At 34.4% G+C, this 15,806-nt stretch carries 14 protein-coding genes; 10 read left to right on the top strand and 4 right to left on the bottom strand.

All coding sequences use genetic code 11. The features are described 5' to 3' along the window. Positions 1 to 70 precede the first annotated feature (70 nt). The 3 genes from FHR29_RS21175 to FHR29_RS21185 all read right to left on the bottom strand — a co-directional run bounded on the left by FHR29_RS21175 (position 71) and on the right by FHR29_RS21185 (position 3,810). Positions 71 to 826 (bottom strand): LytTR family DNA-binding domain-containing protein, encoded by a 756-nt coding sequence (locus FHR29_RS21175; RefSeq protein WP_183917121.1) that lies wholly within the window; start codon positions 824 to 826, stop codon positions 71 to 73. Then, positions 801 to 1,949, bottom strand: a complete 1,149-nt coding sequence (locus FHR29_RS21180) for a sensor histidine kinase (protein ID WP_183917123.1) — start codon at positions 1,947 to 1,949, stop codon at positions 801 to 803. The genes FHR29_RS21175 and FHR29_RS21180 overlap by 26 nt, the downstream gene beginning before the upstream one ends. A 556-nt stretch (positions 1,950 to 2,505) precedes the next feature. Next, positions 2,506 to 3,810: an ammonium transporter gene (locus FHR29_RS21185; RefSeq protein ID WP_132770943.1), complete on the bottom strand. Its 1,305-nt coding sequence runs from the start codon at positions 3,808 to 3,810 to the stop codon at positions 2,506 to 2,508. A gap of 327 nt (positions 3,811 to 4,137) precedes the next feature. Between FHR29_RS21185 and FHR29_RS21190 the strand changes: the two genes are divergently transcribed. The 5 genes from FHR29_RS21190 (at position 4,138) to FHR29_RS21210 (ending at position 10,106) form a co-directional block, all read left to right on the top strand. Beyond that, positions 4,138 to 5,193 carry an outer membrane beta-barrel protein gene (locus FHR29_RS21190; protein ID WP_132770944.1) on the top strand — a complete coding sequence of 352 codons (1,056 nt, stop codon included), beginning with the start codon at positions 4,138 to 4,140 and terminating at the stop codon, positions 5,191 to 5,193. Positions 5,194 to 5,901: 708 nt separating this feature from the next. Beyond that, positions 5,902 to 6,387 carry a Cys-tRNA(Pro) deacylase gene (gene ybaK, locus FHR29_RS21195; protein WP_183917125.1) on the top strand — a complete coding sequence of 162 codons (486 nt, stop codon included), beginning with the start codon at positions 5,902 to 5,904 and terminating at the stop codon, positions 6,385 to 6,387. A gap of 179 nt (positions 6,388 to 6,566) precedes the next feature. Then, a complete protein-coding gene (arr, locus tag FHR29_RS21200; protein ID WP_183917127.1) occupies positions 6,567 to 6,977 on the top strand; it encodes an NAD(+)--rifampin ADP-ribosyltransferase in 411 nt (136 codons plus the stop codon). Positions 6,978 to 7,626: 649 nt separating this feature from the next. Next, positions 7,627 to 8,820: a dicarboxylate/amino acid:cation symporter gene (locus FHR29_RS21205; RefSeq protein ID WP_183917129.1), complete on the top strand. Its 1,194-nt coding sequence runs from the start codon at positions 7,627 to 7,629 to the stop codon at positions 8,818 to 8,820. Positions 8,821 to 9,287: 467 nt separating this feature from the next. Next, positions 9,288 to 10,106 (top strand): ZIP family metal transporter, encoded by an 819-nt coding sequence (locus FHR29_RS21210; RefSeq protein ID WP_132842930.1) that lies wholly within the window; start codon positions 9,288 to 9,290, stop codon positions 10,104 to 10,106. A gap of 192 nt (positions 10,107 to 10,298) precedes the next feature. Here the strand turns inward: FHR29_RS21210 and FHR29_RS21215 are convergent, their stop codons facing one another. Then, the gene (locus tag FHR29_RS21215; RefSeq protein WP_021192478.1) at positions 10,299 to 11,648 is read right to left on the bottom strand and encodes an acyl-CoA dehydrogenase family protein; all 1,350 of its coding nucleotides are present in this window, start codon (positions 11,646 to 11,648) and stop codon (positions 10,299 to 10,301) included. A gap of 233 nt (positions 11,649 to 11,881) precedes the next feature. Between FHR29_RS21215 and FHR29_RS21220 the strand changes: the two genes are divergently transcribed. The 5 genes from FHR29_RS21220 (at position 11,882) to FHR29_RS21240 (ending at position 15,784) form a co-directional block, all read left to right on the top strand. Further along, positions 11,882 to 12,106: a hypothetical protein gene (locus FHR29_RS21220; protein ID WP_021192479.1), complete on the top strand. Its 225-nt coding sequence runs from the start codon at positions 11,882 to 11,884 to the stop codon at positions 12,104 to 12,106. 148 nt (positions 12,107 to 12,254) lie between these two features. Beyond that, a complete protein-coding gene (locus FHR29_RS21225; RefSeq protein ID WP_021192480.1) occupies positions 12,255 to 12,473 on the top strand; it encodes a hypothetical protein in 219 nt (72 codons plus the stop codon). 125 nt (positions 12,474 to 12,598) lie between these two features. Beyond that, complete coding sequence (gene purB / locus FHR29_RS21230) at positions 12,599 to 13,948, top strand: adenylosuccinate lyase (RefSeq protein ID WP_132770950.1); 1,350 nt, start codon at positions 12,599 to 12,601, stop codon at positions 13,946 to 13,948. 74 nt (positions 13,949 to 14,022) lie between these two features. Beyond that, positions 14,023 to 14,577, top strand: coding sequence for a NifU family protein (locus FHR29_RS21235; protein WP_021192484.1), 555 nt, complete (start codon positions 14,023 to 14,025; stop codon positions 14,575 to 14,577). A 358-nt stretch (positions 14,578 to 14,935) separates the two neighbouring features. After that, positions 14,936 to 15,784, top strand: coding sequence for a transketolase (locus FHR29_RS21240; RefSeq protein ID WP_021192485.1), 849 nt, complete (start codon positions 14,936 to 14,938; stop codon positions 15,782 to 15,784). Positions 15,785 to 15,806 lie beyond the last annotated feature (22 nt).

Below are 15,806 nucleotides of genomic sequence, written 5' to 3' on the forward strand. Positions count from 1 at the left end.
ACACTTATTTCTCCAACAAAAAAATAGGATGTGATTAATAATTTAACATCATGCAAACATGCCTAAAAAATCAAGAATCTAACCATTCTTTTAATAAAACCGATTTTTCTCTACTGACAATAATATCAAATTCAGAATTAAAAAGAACAACTTTCAATTTACGATTGAAATAATGAACCAATTGACTTACAGCATCAATCTGAATAATGAACTGACGATTTGCCCTAAAAAAAATTCTTGGATCTAATTGTTTTTCTAGATCATCCATACTTTGATTAAGAACAACATCTTTTCCACTCTTGAGGCGTGCTTTTGTCAATTTTAAATCGACATAAATACAATTCACTTCATTAACTAATATGGTTTGATAACCATCACGAAAGGGGACTAAGAAGCGGGACCGATAATCTTTAGGTTTTACATAATGAAGTAATTTATCAATGGATATTTGGTTATTCATCATTGAACCTAGGCCCTCAACCTTTCGCAATGCAGTTGATAATTCCTCTTTTTCAACAGGTTTCAAAATATAGTCGACACTATTATATTTAAATGCCTGTACAGCATATTCATCATACGCCGTAGTGAAAATAATAGGACAATCGATCGTCACTTTTTCAAAAATATCAAAACTGATTCCATCAGAAAGTCGGATATCCATTAAAACTACATCTGGAATTTCTTGATTTCGAAACCAGTCTACCGTATCAGTAACACTATCCAAAACAGCTACGATCTGAGCATTTGGATAAATATCCCCAATTAAACGTTTAAGACGATCTGCATTCAATTTTTCATCTTCAACTATTACTATTTTCTCTATCATATGCTACTAATTGAATACATACCCTAAAAATATGCTGATCCTTTATAACTTCTGGCACCTTCTCTCCTAAGAGCTGAAAACGACTGATTATATTATTAAGCCCAATACCCGTCGATACAATCTCAGGATTGTCCATGGGTGATAACGTATTTTCAATCACAACTCGACCTACTTCATCATTGGAAATAGTAATCATTAAAGGTCGCTTCTTTCTTGTGGTATTATGTTTAATTGCATTTTCAATAAGCAACTGCAAAGTTAGTGATGGGATATACATACCACGACTATGGTCATTAATGTTAATTGTAAAATTAACACCGCTACCAACACGGTGCTCAATTAAAAATATATAAGCATTTAAAAATTTAATCTCCTCATCAAGCGTGATCATATTTTTTTTACTATTGACCAATAAAAAACGATAGACCTTGGCAAAATTTTCAGAATACTCAAAACCAAGCTGCTGATCTTCAAGAATTAACTCAGAAAGCACACTCAAATTATTAAAAATAAAATGAGGATCCAATTGCATCTTCAATGCATTTAGCTCTGCTTCTACTGATGCTTGCCTCAATTCTGCTGCCTTTATCTTATGTTCGGACATTTCCGTAGCTGTTTCAATCCAATTATTAATCAGATAACTCATGGTATTGATAGAAATAATCATAAAAGAAATGACCAAACTAACCACAATCCACTGTAACATACCTTTTATTTCTTCAATAGATGGAACGGATTCTACCTTCGCAGATTGAGGATCTAAAATCGCGAAACAGACCATATTCATCAAAATAAGAATCATAACCACCGAAAAATTGAGCGTAATCTCAAGAAAAAGTCTTTTAGACTTATTTTGTGGCCAAGGAACCCGCAGATTTAACCTCCTATGTATAAGTATACTTGATTCAGAAATTAAAAAGCAAAATAAAAATGATATCCCCCATTCCGTTAAAAGTTCAGAAAAGCTCCTTCCAAAATAATCTTGCCAAAATTCAGAATAAGGATCTAAGATATATGAAACCAAATAATGCAAAACAAATGCAAAAATCACCAAGAACATACGTTTAAAACGAGTCGGTAATAATCGCTTTGTTTTATCAGAAATATATTTGATTTTTTCCATCTTTAAATAAAATCTAATTCAATATTTGCCATCACGATTCTGGCCATCTTTATATAGTTCAACAGGCTTTTTTCTATCAGATATAAATTTGCAATATGACAAATAGTAATCAAATAAAATTTTTTTTATCCATCTGATTATCAAACTCATTGACAGTTTGTTCAAGAATAAAAAAATAAAACACACATAATTTAAAAAACTCTTCGTCCTTACAAAGATGCCCATTTCTTTCTTCTTTTAACAAAGATCGTTTTTATGAAATACTATAAACAAGATATTCAGTCCCAACCATCATATTTTGTAACTGAATATGACTAAATGCATACTGAACCGAATAAAAGAATAATCTCTTTAATCAAAGTACAAAAAAGCGTGAAGACCGAGATAATAATAGCAAAATAACCAATAAAAGAAGTTGAAGACAAGTATCCTAATAAACTGGATTTTACAAATTATATATTTATAAAAACTAGTGCAAAAAGTACCATAAAACAAGTAAGGTGCGGCAAAAGCCACACCTTATCAAGGGTTAATATTGGTAGTATGAATATCAATTCTACAATTCCTCGTCGTGTTGAGTAATATCTAAACCAAGCTCTTCCTCGACCTCATGAACACGAAGTGGTGTAATTAAATCCGTTAATTTGATCAAAAGGAAAGATCCAAAGAATGCAAAAACAGAAACTGCAATCAACGCAACAATATGTGCTACAAATAGACCTGTCTCACCAAAATATAAACCATTCGTCGTAACAACACTGTTGACACTACTATTTGCAAAAACCCCAGTAAGCACCATACCGACCATACCGCCTACACCGTGACAAGGAAATACATCTAAAGTATCGTCAATACTGGTTTTACTACGTAAGAATACAACTAAATTACTAACTAAAGCCGCTACAAGCCCTATAACGATCGAATGTGAGATCGTCACAAATCCTGCTGCCGGTGTTATAGCAACTAATCCAACAACAGCTCCAATACAAGCTCCCATAGCAGATGGTTTTTTACCTCGGATTAGGTCAACAAATATCCAGGCAATTGAAGCTACAGCTGATGCAGTAGTTGTGGTTGCAAAAGCATAAGCGGCAAGACTATTAGCCCCACCTGCAGAACCTGCATTAAATCCAAACCATCCGAACCATAAAAGAGCAGTTCCTAAAATCACGTAACTAATCCGGGCTGGCGAATGCGTAGGCTTTTTACGGCCTTTTAAATAGATAGCTGATGCCAAAGCAGCCCATCCTGCCGACATATGAACAACTGTACCACCTGCAAAATCTAAAACACCGAATTTGGCCAAAATACCTTCAGGATGCCAAGTGGCATGAGCCAGTGGCATATAGATAAAAATACTGAACAAGATAATAAATACCATAAATGAATTAAAGCGAACACGCTCTGCAAAAGCTCCTGTTATAAGAGCAGGAGTAATAATTGCAAATTTAAGCTGAAACATAGCAAATAACACCAGTGGAATAGTAGGTAGAGCTGACCAACTCACATTCCCCAACATCCCCTTCATCATATAGAACGTGCGAGGATCTCCAATAATACCTCCAATATCATCGCCAAAAGCTAAGCTAAAACCGAAAATAACCCAAAGGACAGAAATAATACACATACAGATGAAACTTTGCATCATCGTGGAGATAACATTCTTCTTGCTCACCATTCCACCATAAAAGAATGCCAAACCTGGAGTCATAATCAAAACCAAAGCCGAGGAAGCGAGTAACCAAGCCGTATCTCCGGTGTCGATCTCCACACCTGCAACATTACTGACTTCTAATGAGGGTGTAACTAAGCCAATAATCGCTAAACAAACCAAAATAATAAGCGGAATGAATTTTTTCATAATATTTCAAGATTTAAGTTTAATAATTTCATAACAAAATGTGTTTATCAGTAAAAAACAATCAAAAATAACTATTATAAATTTGATTTCGATCAAATATAAGTTCAATTAATTAAAAAATCAATAAAATATTAAATAAAATCATATATTTACATCAGGATCCTAAATAAATCAACCTAAAAACACAAAAACAACTAGATTAAATGCTAATAAAACAACAAAACAAGAGGAAAAACAATAATATTTACATAAAATATTAAAAAAACTAGATGTTTAAGTGCTTTTGAATGCTAAAAAATAAAAACAAACATTTAAAAACATGAAAAAATGAAAAAAATCATCTTAACAACACTAATTTTAATTATAGTAAGCAGCAAAATATATGCACAAACAAAAAAATATGATTTATTAGATCTAGAAATATCGGGATCAGTGGATACATATTGGAAATATGATTTCCAAAAACAACCGAATATAAACACCTATTTTACTGAAGACAATAATTCAGTATCCATAGGAATGGTTGATCTTGCTCTGAAGAAAAAAACTGGAAAAGCATCTTTTGTAGGTGAATTATCATTTGGGCCGAGAGGACAGTACCGCTCCATAATTAATGGAGACGGTCAAAATGGGGACGACAAAAATAGCTTCCACATTCAAAACCTCTACATTTCCTATGCACTGACAGAAAAATTAAGTTTAACAGCCGGTTTTATGGGGACTTTTGTAGGCTATGAAGTCATCTGTCCATCATTCAATTTCCACTACTCAACCTCATATCTTTTTGGTGCAGGACCTTTCCAGGATGCAGGACTAAAAGCACAATATGCTTTTTCTGAAAAAGTAGGGCTTATGGTCGGAATCTTTAATGATTGGAATGTCTACCAAGATTTAAACGGTGTATCACACTTTGGATCACAATTATCAGTTGCACCAAATGACAAATCAAGCTTTTTCCTTAATTTTCTGACAGGATCTTCACAAGGCGGTGCCAGCAATTATAGCTCAGGAACTTTGATCGATTTTGTAGGAAATTATTCATTCTCTCCATTATTTTCATTAGGTGCAAATGCGACCGACTACAGCAGAAAAGGAGAAGGCGGCTATTCGGGAGTTGCATTATACCCAAAAGTGAATATAAATGAAAATATTGGTATAGGAATCCGTGGTGAATATTATAAAACTAAAAACATGCCCGTAGCTGAAGTTACCAGTAATGAAATCTTTTCCACTACGTTAACAGCAAACTTCAAACATCATGGCTTTACTTTTATCCCTGAAGTTAGATTTGATAATAGTGAAACACAGATGTTTGTAAAACAAGATCTATCTCCAACAAAAAATGCCGGACAATTTTCACTTGCCTTAGTATATGCCTTTTAAAAAACAACTAAATTAAAATCCAGCAAAATCGATTATAAATAACAGATATTGTTCTTTATAAAAGTAATTGGATCACAGTATAAGGAAACTATTTGCAATATTAACAAAAGGGATTATTCAATAAAATGAATAAACCCTTTTTGTTAATATTGAAGTATCACCATCTCAACGAAACTAATATATATTATTTACAATTAGTATATAAAAAACAGTCATAAATAATAAAACAAGCAAAGACATTAATTCTTCTTATGAAATCCCATCCGAGCCCAGTATCACACAATGATAAACCTAGGCAAAGCCTGCAAACACACAACACTGACTATACAATCACCCTACAAGCACACAAGAAATAACCTAGCCTCACACAAGAACGAGACTAGAAACACACAATCCGAATTATAGGCCAACCCTTAGCACACACAATAAACGACCTTTCTATTCACCATCTATACAGAGGACAGACACAATAAAACCCTTACCACCTCTATAGGTGTCCTATAGGTTGTCCTATAGGTTGTCCTATAGGTAAGAAAATCTTTCTTGCAATAATTAGAAACACACTTCATATAAAACAAAATCCTTAAGCGACATATTTTAATTAAACATCATAGAATTTCATATTGCTTTTTAATAAAATCATCATTACATTCATCTACACCAAATCATTCATCAGCGTACTGAAGAGATTATTAAGAATACAGATTTATGAAAGAAATAACAAAAACTAATGCTGCCCGCATCCTGGACAACTTAAGGTTTACTTATAATTTAAGAACTTACGAAGTAATGGGTGAACACCAAAGCGCTACCGATGTTTCTGAGGCGTTGGGAATTCGCGAAGAAATAATCTACAAAACCCTCGTGCTCACCGGACAAAATGATCCTTACATTGTTGCTGTCATACCAGGAAATGCACAGGTAGATTTGAAAAAGCTAGCAATTATATCAGGTAATAAAAAATGTGAAATGCTTCCTATGAAAGATTTGCAGCACATAACCGGATATATTCGAGGGGGATGCTCTCCTATAGGAATGAAAAAAATATTTCCAACATACATAGAAGAACTCGCTTCCTTGGAAAACAAAATTGTCATTAGCGCTGGTAAAAAAGGACTTCAGATTGAAATAAATCCTCAGGATCTTATCAAAGCTACAAATGCAATCTTTGCCGATATTATCATTGGCGCATAAAGAAGCATAAACATCTTTAATCCTCAACATTAAAAAGCATCACAACAAATAGAATAGACAAAAAAAAAGAACTCAATATCTGGCTATAATTAGATATTTTTTAATGAAAAGCAATTGATATACACAAAAAAACACGATCTTGTATAAACATAAATAGTTTGGATAACTATCAGTAAATCATGGACAAGAATAAACCCTTAGACCAGTTTTACCATGGCACTAAAACTGATCTTAAACTAGGAGACCTGATCGAGCCAGGCCATCCTTCTAATTATGGCAAACGAAAACATGCTAAATATGTATATTTAACTGGAACTTTAGATGCCGCAATATGGGGAGCTGAATTAGCACAGGGCGATGCACCTGAAAGGATTTATTTAGTAGATCCGTCTGGTCCTATCGAAGATGACCCTAATCTCACGAATAAAAAATTCCCCGGCAATCCGACGAAATCCTACCGAACAGCATATTTTTTACGTGTTGTCGGAGAAATAAAAGATTGGCAAGCTCACTCCTTAGAGCAACTAGAAGCAATGAAATCACATCTCAAAAAACTCGAACAAGACGGCATTGAAGCAATTGAAGACTAATCAAAGAATGAGAAACCCAACCTCATTACAAACATTAAGTAACATAACATCACAGTCCATTATTTTGATCACAGCTTTGTTTTCAAAAAAATCACACTATGACACACAATGTTGATTTCATTAAAAACCTATATTCACATTACCGAAACATTACATTATAAAAAAACAGTCCCTGAACAATAAAATATGAAAAGCAATCCATTTTAATTAAATAACAAACAACACCATTAAAAAGACATTAACAAGCTATATCACAAAGCAATACCCCAAACAAAGCAACCGGAGACTGCACCATTCAAATGTCCAAACACGAGCACTCTTCAAAATAAATCGGTTATTAATTCCTATTTTCGTAATATATTTTTTTATCGGGTCTACATTTTTTAGAATAGACTCAAGGAGCAACAACGTATCAAAATCAACTTTATTGATGACAATTTCGTTTCTCAACAGATTAAACTCCACACATACAGATGTCAAGAATATGAATCATTCCAGATAATTAAATATATACTTTTCTTCAATACAAAGAACAAAATGGATTATCTATTGACTTCTTTTTTTAATTAATGGAGATGATAAATTCTTTTATATAATGAAATAAACGTATTATCATAAGGATAACACATCATATAATAAAACAAATCTAATGAAAAAAATTACTGAGAATCTTCTCTTTAAAGTAATCGTCGCCATCATATCTGGTATTTTACTCGGCCTCTATCTCCCTGAGTCATTAGGAAGAATCTTAACCACATATAATTTTCTTTTTGATCAATTCTTAAAATTTTTGATTCCACTAATTATCGTTGGATTAATCATTCCATCAATTGCTCAACTAGGAAAGACTGCAGGAAAATTATTATTGACAACTGTATTGATCGCCTACGGTTCTACCTTATTTGCTGGACTTTTTTCGTACACGATCAGCATGAGTATATTTCCAGCTTTACTTCAAAACCAGATCAACACAGACCTAATTACCGAAACAACCAAAACACTGAGTCCCTATTTTAAAATTGAGTTCCCACCCCTCTTCGACGTCATGTCCGCTTTAGTGCTTGCATTCTGTATCGGTATTGGCTTGTCAAAATTAGAAAATTCCACATTAGAAAAGGTATTTATCGATTTTGAAAAGGTAATTAGTTTTATCATCGAAAAAATTATCATCCCATTATTGCCCTTTTTCATTTTAGGTATCTTCTACGATATGACGTACACAGGTAAAGTTTTCACCATACTGCATGTCTTCATCAAAATCATAGGAATTATTTTCGTCATCCATATTCTTTTACTTGTAATTCAATTTATCATTGCAGGGATAGCCTCTAAACAAAATCCATTCAAATTATTAATCGGTATGTTGCCCGCTTATTTCACCGCCTTAGGGACACAGTCTTCTGCGGCAACGATTCCTGTAACACTAAAACAAGCAAAAAAACTTGGTGTTGATGAAGACATCGCTAATTTCAGCATCCCATTATGTGCAACAATACATCTTGCAGGAAGTACGCTGAAAATCGTTGCATGTGTACTTGCACTTATGATGATGCAAGGTATACCAATAGACTTTGTACAAATGATGGGATTTATCTGCATGTTAGGGGTAACAATGATAGCAGCACCAGGAGTACCGGGCGGAGCAATTATGGCAGCAATAGGTATAATCGGTAGTATGCTCGGTTTCAACGTCGAGAATCAAGCTTTAATGATTGCTTTATACATCGCAATGGATAGCTTCGGAACAGCATGTAATGTAACAGGTGATGGTGCTATAGCAATTCTATTAAATGCGATTTTTAAAAAACAAGAAAAGAATAAAGAAGAAAAAGCTAATGCTTAAGGAAAATTAATCGTAACAAACAATTTAGAATGAGAATTTCCACCCATTCTTTACCCCTTAATAGAAAGTTGTACAAGTGGGCTGGTTAAATTTTCCAGCCCATCTTGTAAATAATAAAGCATAAAACCAAGTTATCGCACAGAGCTGACTACTTCCAACTCAATTCTTAAATACAGATCAGCACTAAAGATAACATACGGCTATTCAAACAGAAACAGATAAACTAAAAATTATTAGCATATACTAACAAAAATGTTAGAAATATATTTGTTAGTTCAATCTAACTTATTACTTTTGTTGCATACCATCTAAGATTAGACTTGCTTAACTTCTAACGAATCAAATTTTAAAACACACAGCCACATTAATGGTAGATGATCCATCCAATCCTGAAATATTAAGTGTGGATATCGCAAAAATATGAGCACATTTCAAAGATGAATAAATAATGAAATAATATCACAATTATGATTGAATCAGTTATCACATACCTAGAAAGCATCGACCCTATTTTAGCCGCTCTGTATGCAACATTATTTACATGGCTAGTCACTGCTTTGGGCGCTTCATTTGTATTCCTATTTAAAAAAATGAATAAAAATGTCATGGACGGCATGTTGGGATTCACGGGCGGGGTAATGGTAGCCGCAAGTGTTTGGAGTCTCCTCATACCCGCCATCGACATGAGCGAAGGCACTGGTTTTGCACAAGTCGTCCCAGCTGTAGTCGGATTTTTAATTGGCGCGGCATTCCTATTTAGTATAGACAAAGTTTTACCTCATCTACATATCAATTTTAAAAAAGTGGAAGGAGTAAAGACCCCATGGCAAAAAACAACTTTAATGATTTTAGCCATTACACTTCATAATATCCCTGAAGGACTTGCGGTAGGTGTTCTTTTCGGGAGTGTTGCTGCAGGGATTCCAGAGGCGACAATTGCCGGGGCTGTTATCTTGGCGATTGGAATAGGTTTACAAAATTTCCCTGAAGGGATTGCAGTCGCAATGCCACTAAGAAGAATGGGAATGAGCAGACGAAAAAGTTTTTTCTACGGACAAGCATCCGCAATTGTAGAACCAATTGCCGGTGTTTTGGGAGCAATGGCAGTAGTTACTTTTACACCCATACTTCCTTATGCACTAGCATTTGCGGCCGGAGCCATGATCTTTGTAGTCGTAGAAGAAGTTATACCTGAAGCGCAACAAAATAAAAATTCAGACATCGCAACAATCGGATTTATAGGAGGTTTCATTTTAATGATGACTTTAGATGTGGCCCTAGGATAAAATTCAGTTAAGCATAAAAAAGGATCAAAATAATTAATTTTGATCCTTTTTTATTGTAGCACCGGAAATCTCAATGAAAATAGGATAAAATAACCCACAGCTAAGCTAAAGATCATAGGTTATAATTAAATAATCGAATTTTAAATAAAATCTACGGTAAAAGAATTCACAGTTAAACATGACTCTCAATTATTATACAAAAGCACTAAAACCTGTAATGCTACGTCCTACAATCAATGAATTAATTTCTTTAGTACCCTCATATGAGTAGATAGCTTCCGCATCTGCTAAAAATCGAGCAACATTATATTCAAGTAAAATTCCATTCCCCCCCATCACCTCTCTAGCTTTAGATACAATATCACGTGTTCTTAATGAGCAAAAAACTTTTGCAAGTGATGCGTGCTCATCTTTTAAGTCGCCGTTATCCTGCATTTCAGATAAACGATAAACCAACGTCTGCATAGCCGTTAAATTAGATAGCATTTCAACCAAATGATTTTGAATCAACTGAAAAGATGCAATAGGTTTTCCAAATTGCTCTCGCTTTCGGGTATAATCAAGCGCATTTTCATAAGCTCCTCGTGCACAACCTACCGCCATCCAGGCAACTCCAGCACGTGTCATCTGCAACACTTTAGCAGTATCTTTGAAACTATTAGCATGCTGCAATCGGTCCGATTCAGGAACGACACAATCCGTCAATGTAATCAAACCATTCTGAACGATTCGCAAAGCCATCTTTCCTTTTATTTTTTCGACAGCAAAACCTGGATTTTCCCTTCGCACAATAAAGCCCTTCACTTGTCCATCATCCAGATCTCTAGCCCAAATTATCGTAATATCTGAAAAAGTACTATTTCCTATCCATTTCTTTTGACCATTCAAAACCCAGCCAGATTCAGTTTTTTTACAAGTACAAGTCAATCCCCCCGCAGCTCCGGATCCTACTTCAGGTTCGGTCAGTCCAAAAGCTCCGATCACCTTCATCTGCTGCATACGTGGCAACCACTCCTGCTTTTGCTCATCAGATCCACATATATATATTGACCCCATTGCCAATCCACTCTGTACCCCAAAAAATGTCGCAATTGACGCATCGACCCGAGCAATCTCTGCTGCAATAACGCCCTCCATCAAAGAACTTCCTCCAGCACAGCCATATCCATCATAAGTATATCCGCATATATTTAAAGCTGCAAACTTTTCAATAATTTCAAAAGGAAACTCATCCCGTAACCAATAGTTATTAACAATAGGACTGATCTCCTTCTCCATAAAATCACGAACTTTCAATTGCGTAATCTTATCAGCGGTCGATAATTTTTCTTCAATATGATAAAAATCTCCATTGATCGGAGGCAACTCCTTTTTCTTGCTTGTTGCCGTCAGTAATTTCATAGCACCCTTCAATTGATTATCATCCATTTTCGAAACAGCATTCAATACCTGACCCAAGTCAATTTTTTGAGAAATCTTTTGCAATTGTTCTAAATCAACAGCTTTTAGCAGATCTAGTATATTTTTCATTTTATCAAACATAGCATCATTCTTTTAGTAACAGTTGTCTACAATTTGTCTTTTCAATATACACTATTTAAAACAGAATGTTCTATAACATCGAAAAAGACCAAATAATAATTAAAAATAAAAAACTGATTTACAAGTCATTACATAATTTTAAAAAAATAATATTTTTTTCAGGTTACCTTTTAACTTTCTACGTATTAATGTTTAAATAACAATTTTGTTTCCATTAATTTAGAAAAATCAAAATGAAAAATTCATTCAAATTCGCTTTCTTAGGATTAGCTTTAACTGTAGCTTTCGCTTCTTGTGGTGGTGCTGAAACTAAAACTAATGCTACTGCTGACTCAGCTGCTGCTTTAGTTGATTCTGCAGCTACTGTTTTAGATTCTGCAGCTAACAAAGTTGACTCTGCTGCTGCAAAAGTTGATTCTGCTGCTGCGAAAGTTGATTCTGCTGTTACTAAAAAATAATTTTAGTACTGTCCGAAGACATAAAAGCTTGCATTTTAACGATGTAAGCTTTCTTTTAAAAAAAAGATAAAATAAACGGGTTACCTTTTCAATTTTAAGGTATAAACCTTTAAATAAAGAAATTTTAATAAAATTTAATAAAATCAAAATGAAAAATTCATTCAAATTCGCTTTCTTAGGATTAGCTTTAACTGTAGCTTTCGCTTCTTGTAATGGTACTGCAAACAAATCAGAAACTGCTTCTGATTCAACTGCTATCGATTCAGCTAACACAGTTATCGATTCAGCTAACACAGCTATTGATTCAGCTAAAACTGTAGTTGATTCAGCTAAAGTTGCTATTGATTCAGCAAAAGCTGCTCACTAATTTCAGGGAACTGATTTTAAAAATATTAAAAGCCCCACATGTTGGGGCTTTTTTTGTTATATACCTCGCATTTAAATTGATAAGCTCCTCTCATTTTTTTACCTTTGCACAAACAAAAATGTATTATGGCCTTATCATCACTTACCGCCGTATCTCCAGTAGACGGTCGCTATCATAACGCAACGCAAGAATTAGGCGCTTATTTTTCAGAATTTGCCTTAATTAAATATCGGGTTTTAGTAGAAGTTGAATATTTCATCGCTCTTTCTCAATCAGGAATTGAACAATTAAGTCATTTTGACGGCTCGTTGAATGAAAAATTACGTGATCTATATAGAAACTTTACTGAAGAAGACGCTATTTGGATAAAGAATACTGAAAAAGTAACGAACCATGATGTCAAAGCAGTTGAATACTTTTTAAAGGATCAATTTGAAAAACTTGGCCTACATGACTCTTTAGAATTTATTCATTTTGGCTTAACCTCTCAAGATATAAACAACACGGCTATTCCATACTCATGGAAAGATGCGATCGCAGCTGTCTATACACCAGCGATAGAAGAGTTGATCCAAGAATTAACAACATTATCTAGTGATTGGTCCAATGTATCCATGTTAGCACGTACACACGGACAACCCGCGTCCCCAACACGTTTAGGAAAAGAAATCAAAGTTTTCGTGGAACGTATCCAACGCCAATTTGATCAATTAAAAGCGGTGCCTTACTCCGCAAAATTTGGTGGAGCTACTGGTAATTTCAATGCACATCATGTTGCATACCCACAGACAGACTGGGTAGCCTTTGGAAATAAATTTGTTAATGAATCTCTGGGCCTAAGTCGTTCACAAACAACCACCCAAATTGAACATTACGACAATTTTGCAGCAAGCTGTGATGCTTTCAAACGCATTAACACGATATTAATTGATTTGTGCCGCGACATCTGGACTTATGTGTCAATGGAATATTTCAAACAAAAAATTACTGCTGGTCAAATAGGATCCTCAGCAATGCCACATAAAGTAAATCCGATTGATTTTGAAAATGCAGAAGGAAATTTAGGAATTGCAAATGCATTATTTGAACACTTAGCAGCAAAATTACCTATTTCTCGTTTACAGAGGGATTTAACAGATTCAACAGTATTGCGTAATATCGGCGTTCCTTTTGCGCATACACTAATTGCAATCAAATCTACTTTAAGAGGTTTACGAAAATTGATATTAAATGAGCAGGCATTGCAAGCAGATCTAAATAATAACTGGGCAGTTGTTGCAGAGGCAATTCAAACAGTATTAAGAAGAGAGGGCTACCCTAAACCATACGAAGCTCTAAAAGATTTAACACGCACAAACACGCATGTAACGGAAGAAACAATTGCTGAATTTGTGGACAATTTAAATGTTACAGATAAAGTTAAGGCTGAACTAAAATCAATAAGCCCTTCTAGTTACACAGGTGTAAGTCTATAAGCTTTTACGCTTTAATGACTAACATCACCTGATTTTTAACTTATATTTGTCATTCGAAATAGACAAAGATTAATATGGCAACAATTAACGTATATACTGAATCCACTCCGAATCCATCGACGATGAAATTTTTGGTCAATAAGTTATTGATCAACGGCAGCTTGGATTATGCGGATAAGGATAAAGCACAAGAATCAGCTTTTGCAAAAGAATTATTCAAATTTAATTTTGTAAACGGTGTATTTTTCGCAAGCAACTTTGTTACAGTAACCAAGAGTGAAGATGCTGAGTGGACTGATATTGAAGCATTATTAAAAGACTTTATAAAAGGTGCAGTAGAGTCTGAACTTGCAGTAAAACCTATTGAACATACCGAAGATGTAGCTTTTGAAGGTTCTGATATTGAAATTAAAATTCAACAGGTATTACATGACTATGTACGTCCTGCCGTTGAACAAGATGGTGGTGCTATCGCTTATAAATCATTTAGTGATGGCGTTGTAACTGTTGAGTTACGCGGATCTTGCAGTGGCTGTCCGTCATCAAGTATCACCTTAAAATCTGGTATCGAAGGCTTACTAAAACGTATGGTTCCTGAAGTCGAAGAAGTTGTAGCTGAATCTATGTAAAAGATACAGTTATATCAAGTAAAAAGCCGTTCATAATAGAACGGCTTTTTTTTTGAATTCTTAATTTATAAACGTGATATTCATATCCATAAAATATGCATGCGATATAATTCTTGCTTATAAAAAAATAAACCATAGCCACCATACAATCAAGCTGATAACTATTATAACACACATACATACTTGGATAAGTTCTTTATTTATGACTCATGAGTTAAATAAAAAACACATCTTCTAAATAGAACAAACTAGAAGACAATTTTGAATCGTTATTTTGTCCCTAAAATTTACAATTTATAACCCCTACTCTATTAAAAATGACTAACTTTACGGCTAATTGTGAAATCAATATATTAAAATGAGTGCAGATATCAATAAACTAGAACAAATTGCATCACAAGTAAGACGTGACATCGTACGTATGGTACATGCTTGCCAATCTGGCCACCCAGGTGGATCATTAGGTTGTACGGACTACTTAGTTGCTCTTTATTTCAATGCAATGAAACGTAATCCATCTTTCGATATGGATGGCATCGGTGAAGATTTATTTTTCTTATCAAATGGCCACATTTCGCCAGTTTTCTACAGTACACTTGCACGAGCAGGATACTTTGAAGTAAGCGAATTAGCTACTTTCAGAAAAATCAATTCTCGTCTTCAAGGACACCCGACTACACACGAAGGTCTTCCTGGAATTCGTATTGCATCTGGTTCACTAGGCCAAGGACTTTCTGCTGCAATTGGTGCTGCTCAAGCTAAAAAATTAAACAAAGACACAAATTTAGTCTATGTTTTAATGGGTGATGGTGAATTGCAAGAAGGTCAAGTTTGGGAAGCAGCAATGTATGCTCCTCATAATAAAGTAGACAATCTGATTGCAGCGGTTGATTATAACCGTGCTCAAATTGATGGTTCTACAGATCAAGTTCTTTCATTAGGCGATCTTCGCGCTAAATGGGAAGCATTTGGATGGGATGTTTTAGAAGTAGCAAAAGGTAATGATATGACCTCCGTAGTTGCTGGACTTGAAGAAGCAAAATCTCATACAGGTAAAGGTAAACCAGTAATTATATTATTACATACTGAAATGGGGAATGGTGTTGATTTCATGATGGGATCTCACAAATGGCACGGTGTTGCTCCAAATAATGATCAATTAGCTTCGGCTTTAGGTCAATTAACAGAAACTTTGGGCGATTATTAATTATATTAGATATTAGTATTTA

The sequence above is a fragment of the Sphingobacterium sp. JUb56 genome, from assembly GCF_014191365.1.
GTDB lineage: Bacteria > Bacteroidota > Bacteroidia > Sphingobacteriales > Sphingobacteriaceae > Sphingobacterium > Sphingobacterium anhuiense.

Excerpts from the sequence above, each read along its gene's own strand:
- FHR29_RS21175 (WP_183917121.1), bottom strand. The coding sequence starts at position 826 with ATGATAGAGAAAATAGTAATAGTTGAAGATGAAAAATTGAATGCAGAT.
- FHR29_RS21180 (WP_183917123.1), bottom strand. The coding sequence starts at position 1,949 with ATGGAAAAAATCAAATATATTTCTGATAAAACAAAGCGATTATTACCG.
- FHR29_RS21185 (WP_132770943.1), bottom strand. The coding sequence starts at position 3,810 with ATGAAAAAATTCATTCCGCTTATTATTTTGGTTTGTTTAGCGATTATT.
- FHR29_RS21190 (WP_132770944.1), top strand. The coding sequence starts at position 4,138 with ATGAAAAAAATCATCTTAACAACACTAATTTTAATTATAGTAAGCAGC.
- ybaK (WP_183917125.1), top strand. The coding sequence starts at position 5,902 with ATGAAAGAAATAACAAAAACTAATGCTGCCCGCATCCTGGACAACTTA.
- arr (WP_183917127.1), top strand. The coding sequence starts at position 6,567 with ATGGACAAGAATAAACCCTTAGACCAGTTTTACCATGGCACTAAAACT.
- FHR29_RS21205 (WP_183917129.1), top strand. The coding sequence starts at position 7,627 with ATGAAAAAAATTACTGAGAATCTTCTCTTTAAAGTAATCGTCGCCATC.
- FHR29_RS21210 (WP_132842930.1), top strand. The coding sequence starts at position 9,288 with ATGATTGAATCAGTTATCACATACCTAGAAAGCATCGACCCTATTTTA.
- FHR29_RS21215 (WP_021192478.1), bottom strand. The coding sequence starts at position 11,648 with ATGTTTGATAAAATGAAAAATATACTAGATCTGCTAAAAGCTGTTGAT.
- FHR29_RS21220 (WP_021192479.1), top strand. The coding sequence starts at position 11,882 with ATGAAAAATTCATTCAAATTCGCTTTCTTAGGATTAGCTTTAACTGTA.
- FHR29_RS21225 (WP_021192480.1), top strand. The coding sequence starts at position 12,255 with ATGAAAAATTCATTCAAATTCGCTTTCTTAGGATTAGCTTTAACTGTA.
- purB (WP_132770950.1), top strand. The coding sequence starts at position 12,599 with ATGGCCTTATCATCACTTACCGCCGTATCTCCAGTAGACGGTCGCTAT.
- FHR29_RS21235 (WP_021192484.1), top strand. The coding sequence starts at position 14,023 with ATGGCAACAATTAACGTATATACTGAATCCACTCCGAATCCATCGACG.
- FHR29_RS21240 (WP_021192485.1), top strand. The coding sequence starts at position 14,936 with ATGAGTGCAGATATCAATAAACTAGAACAAATTGCATCACAAGTAAGA.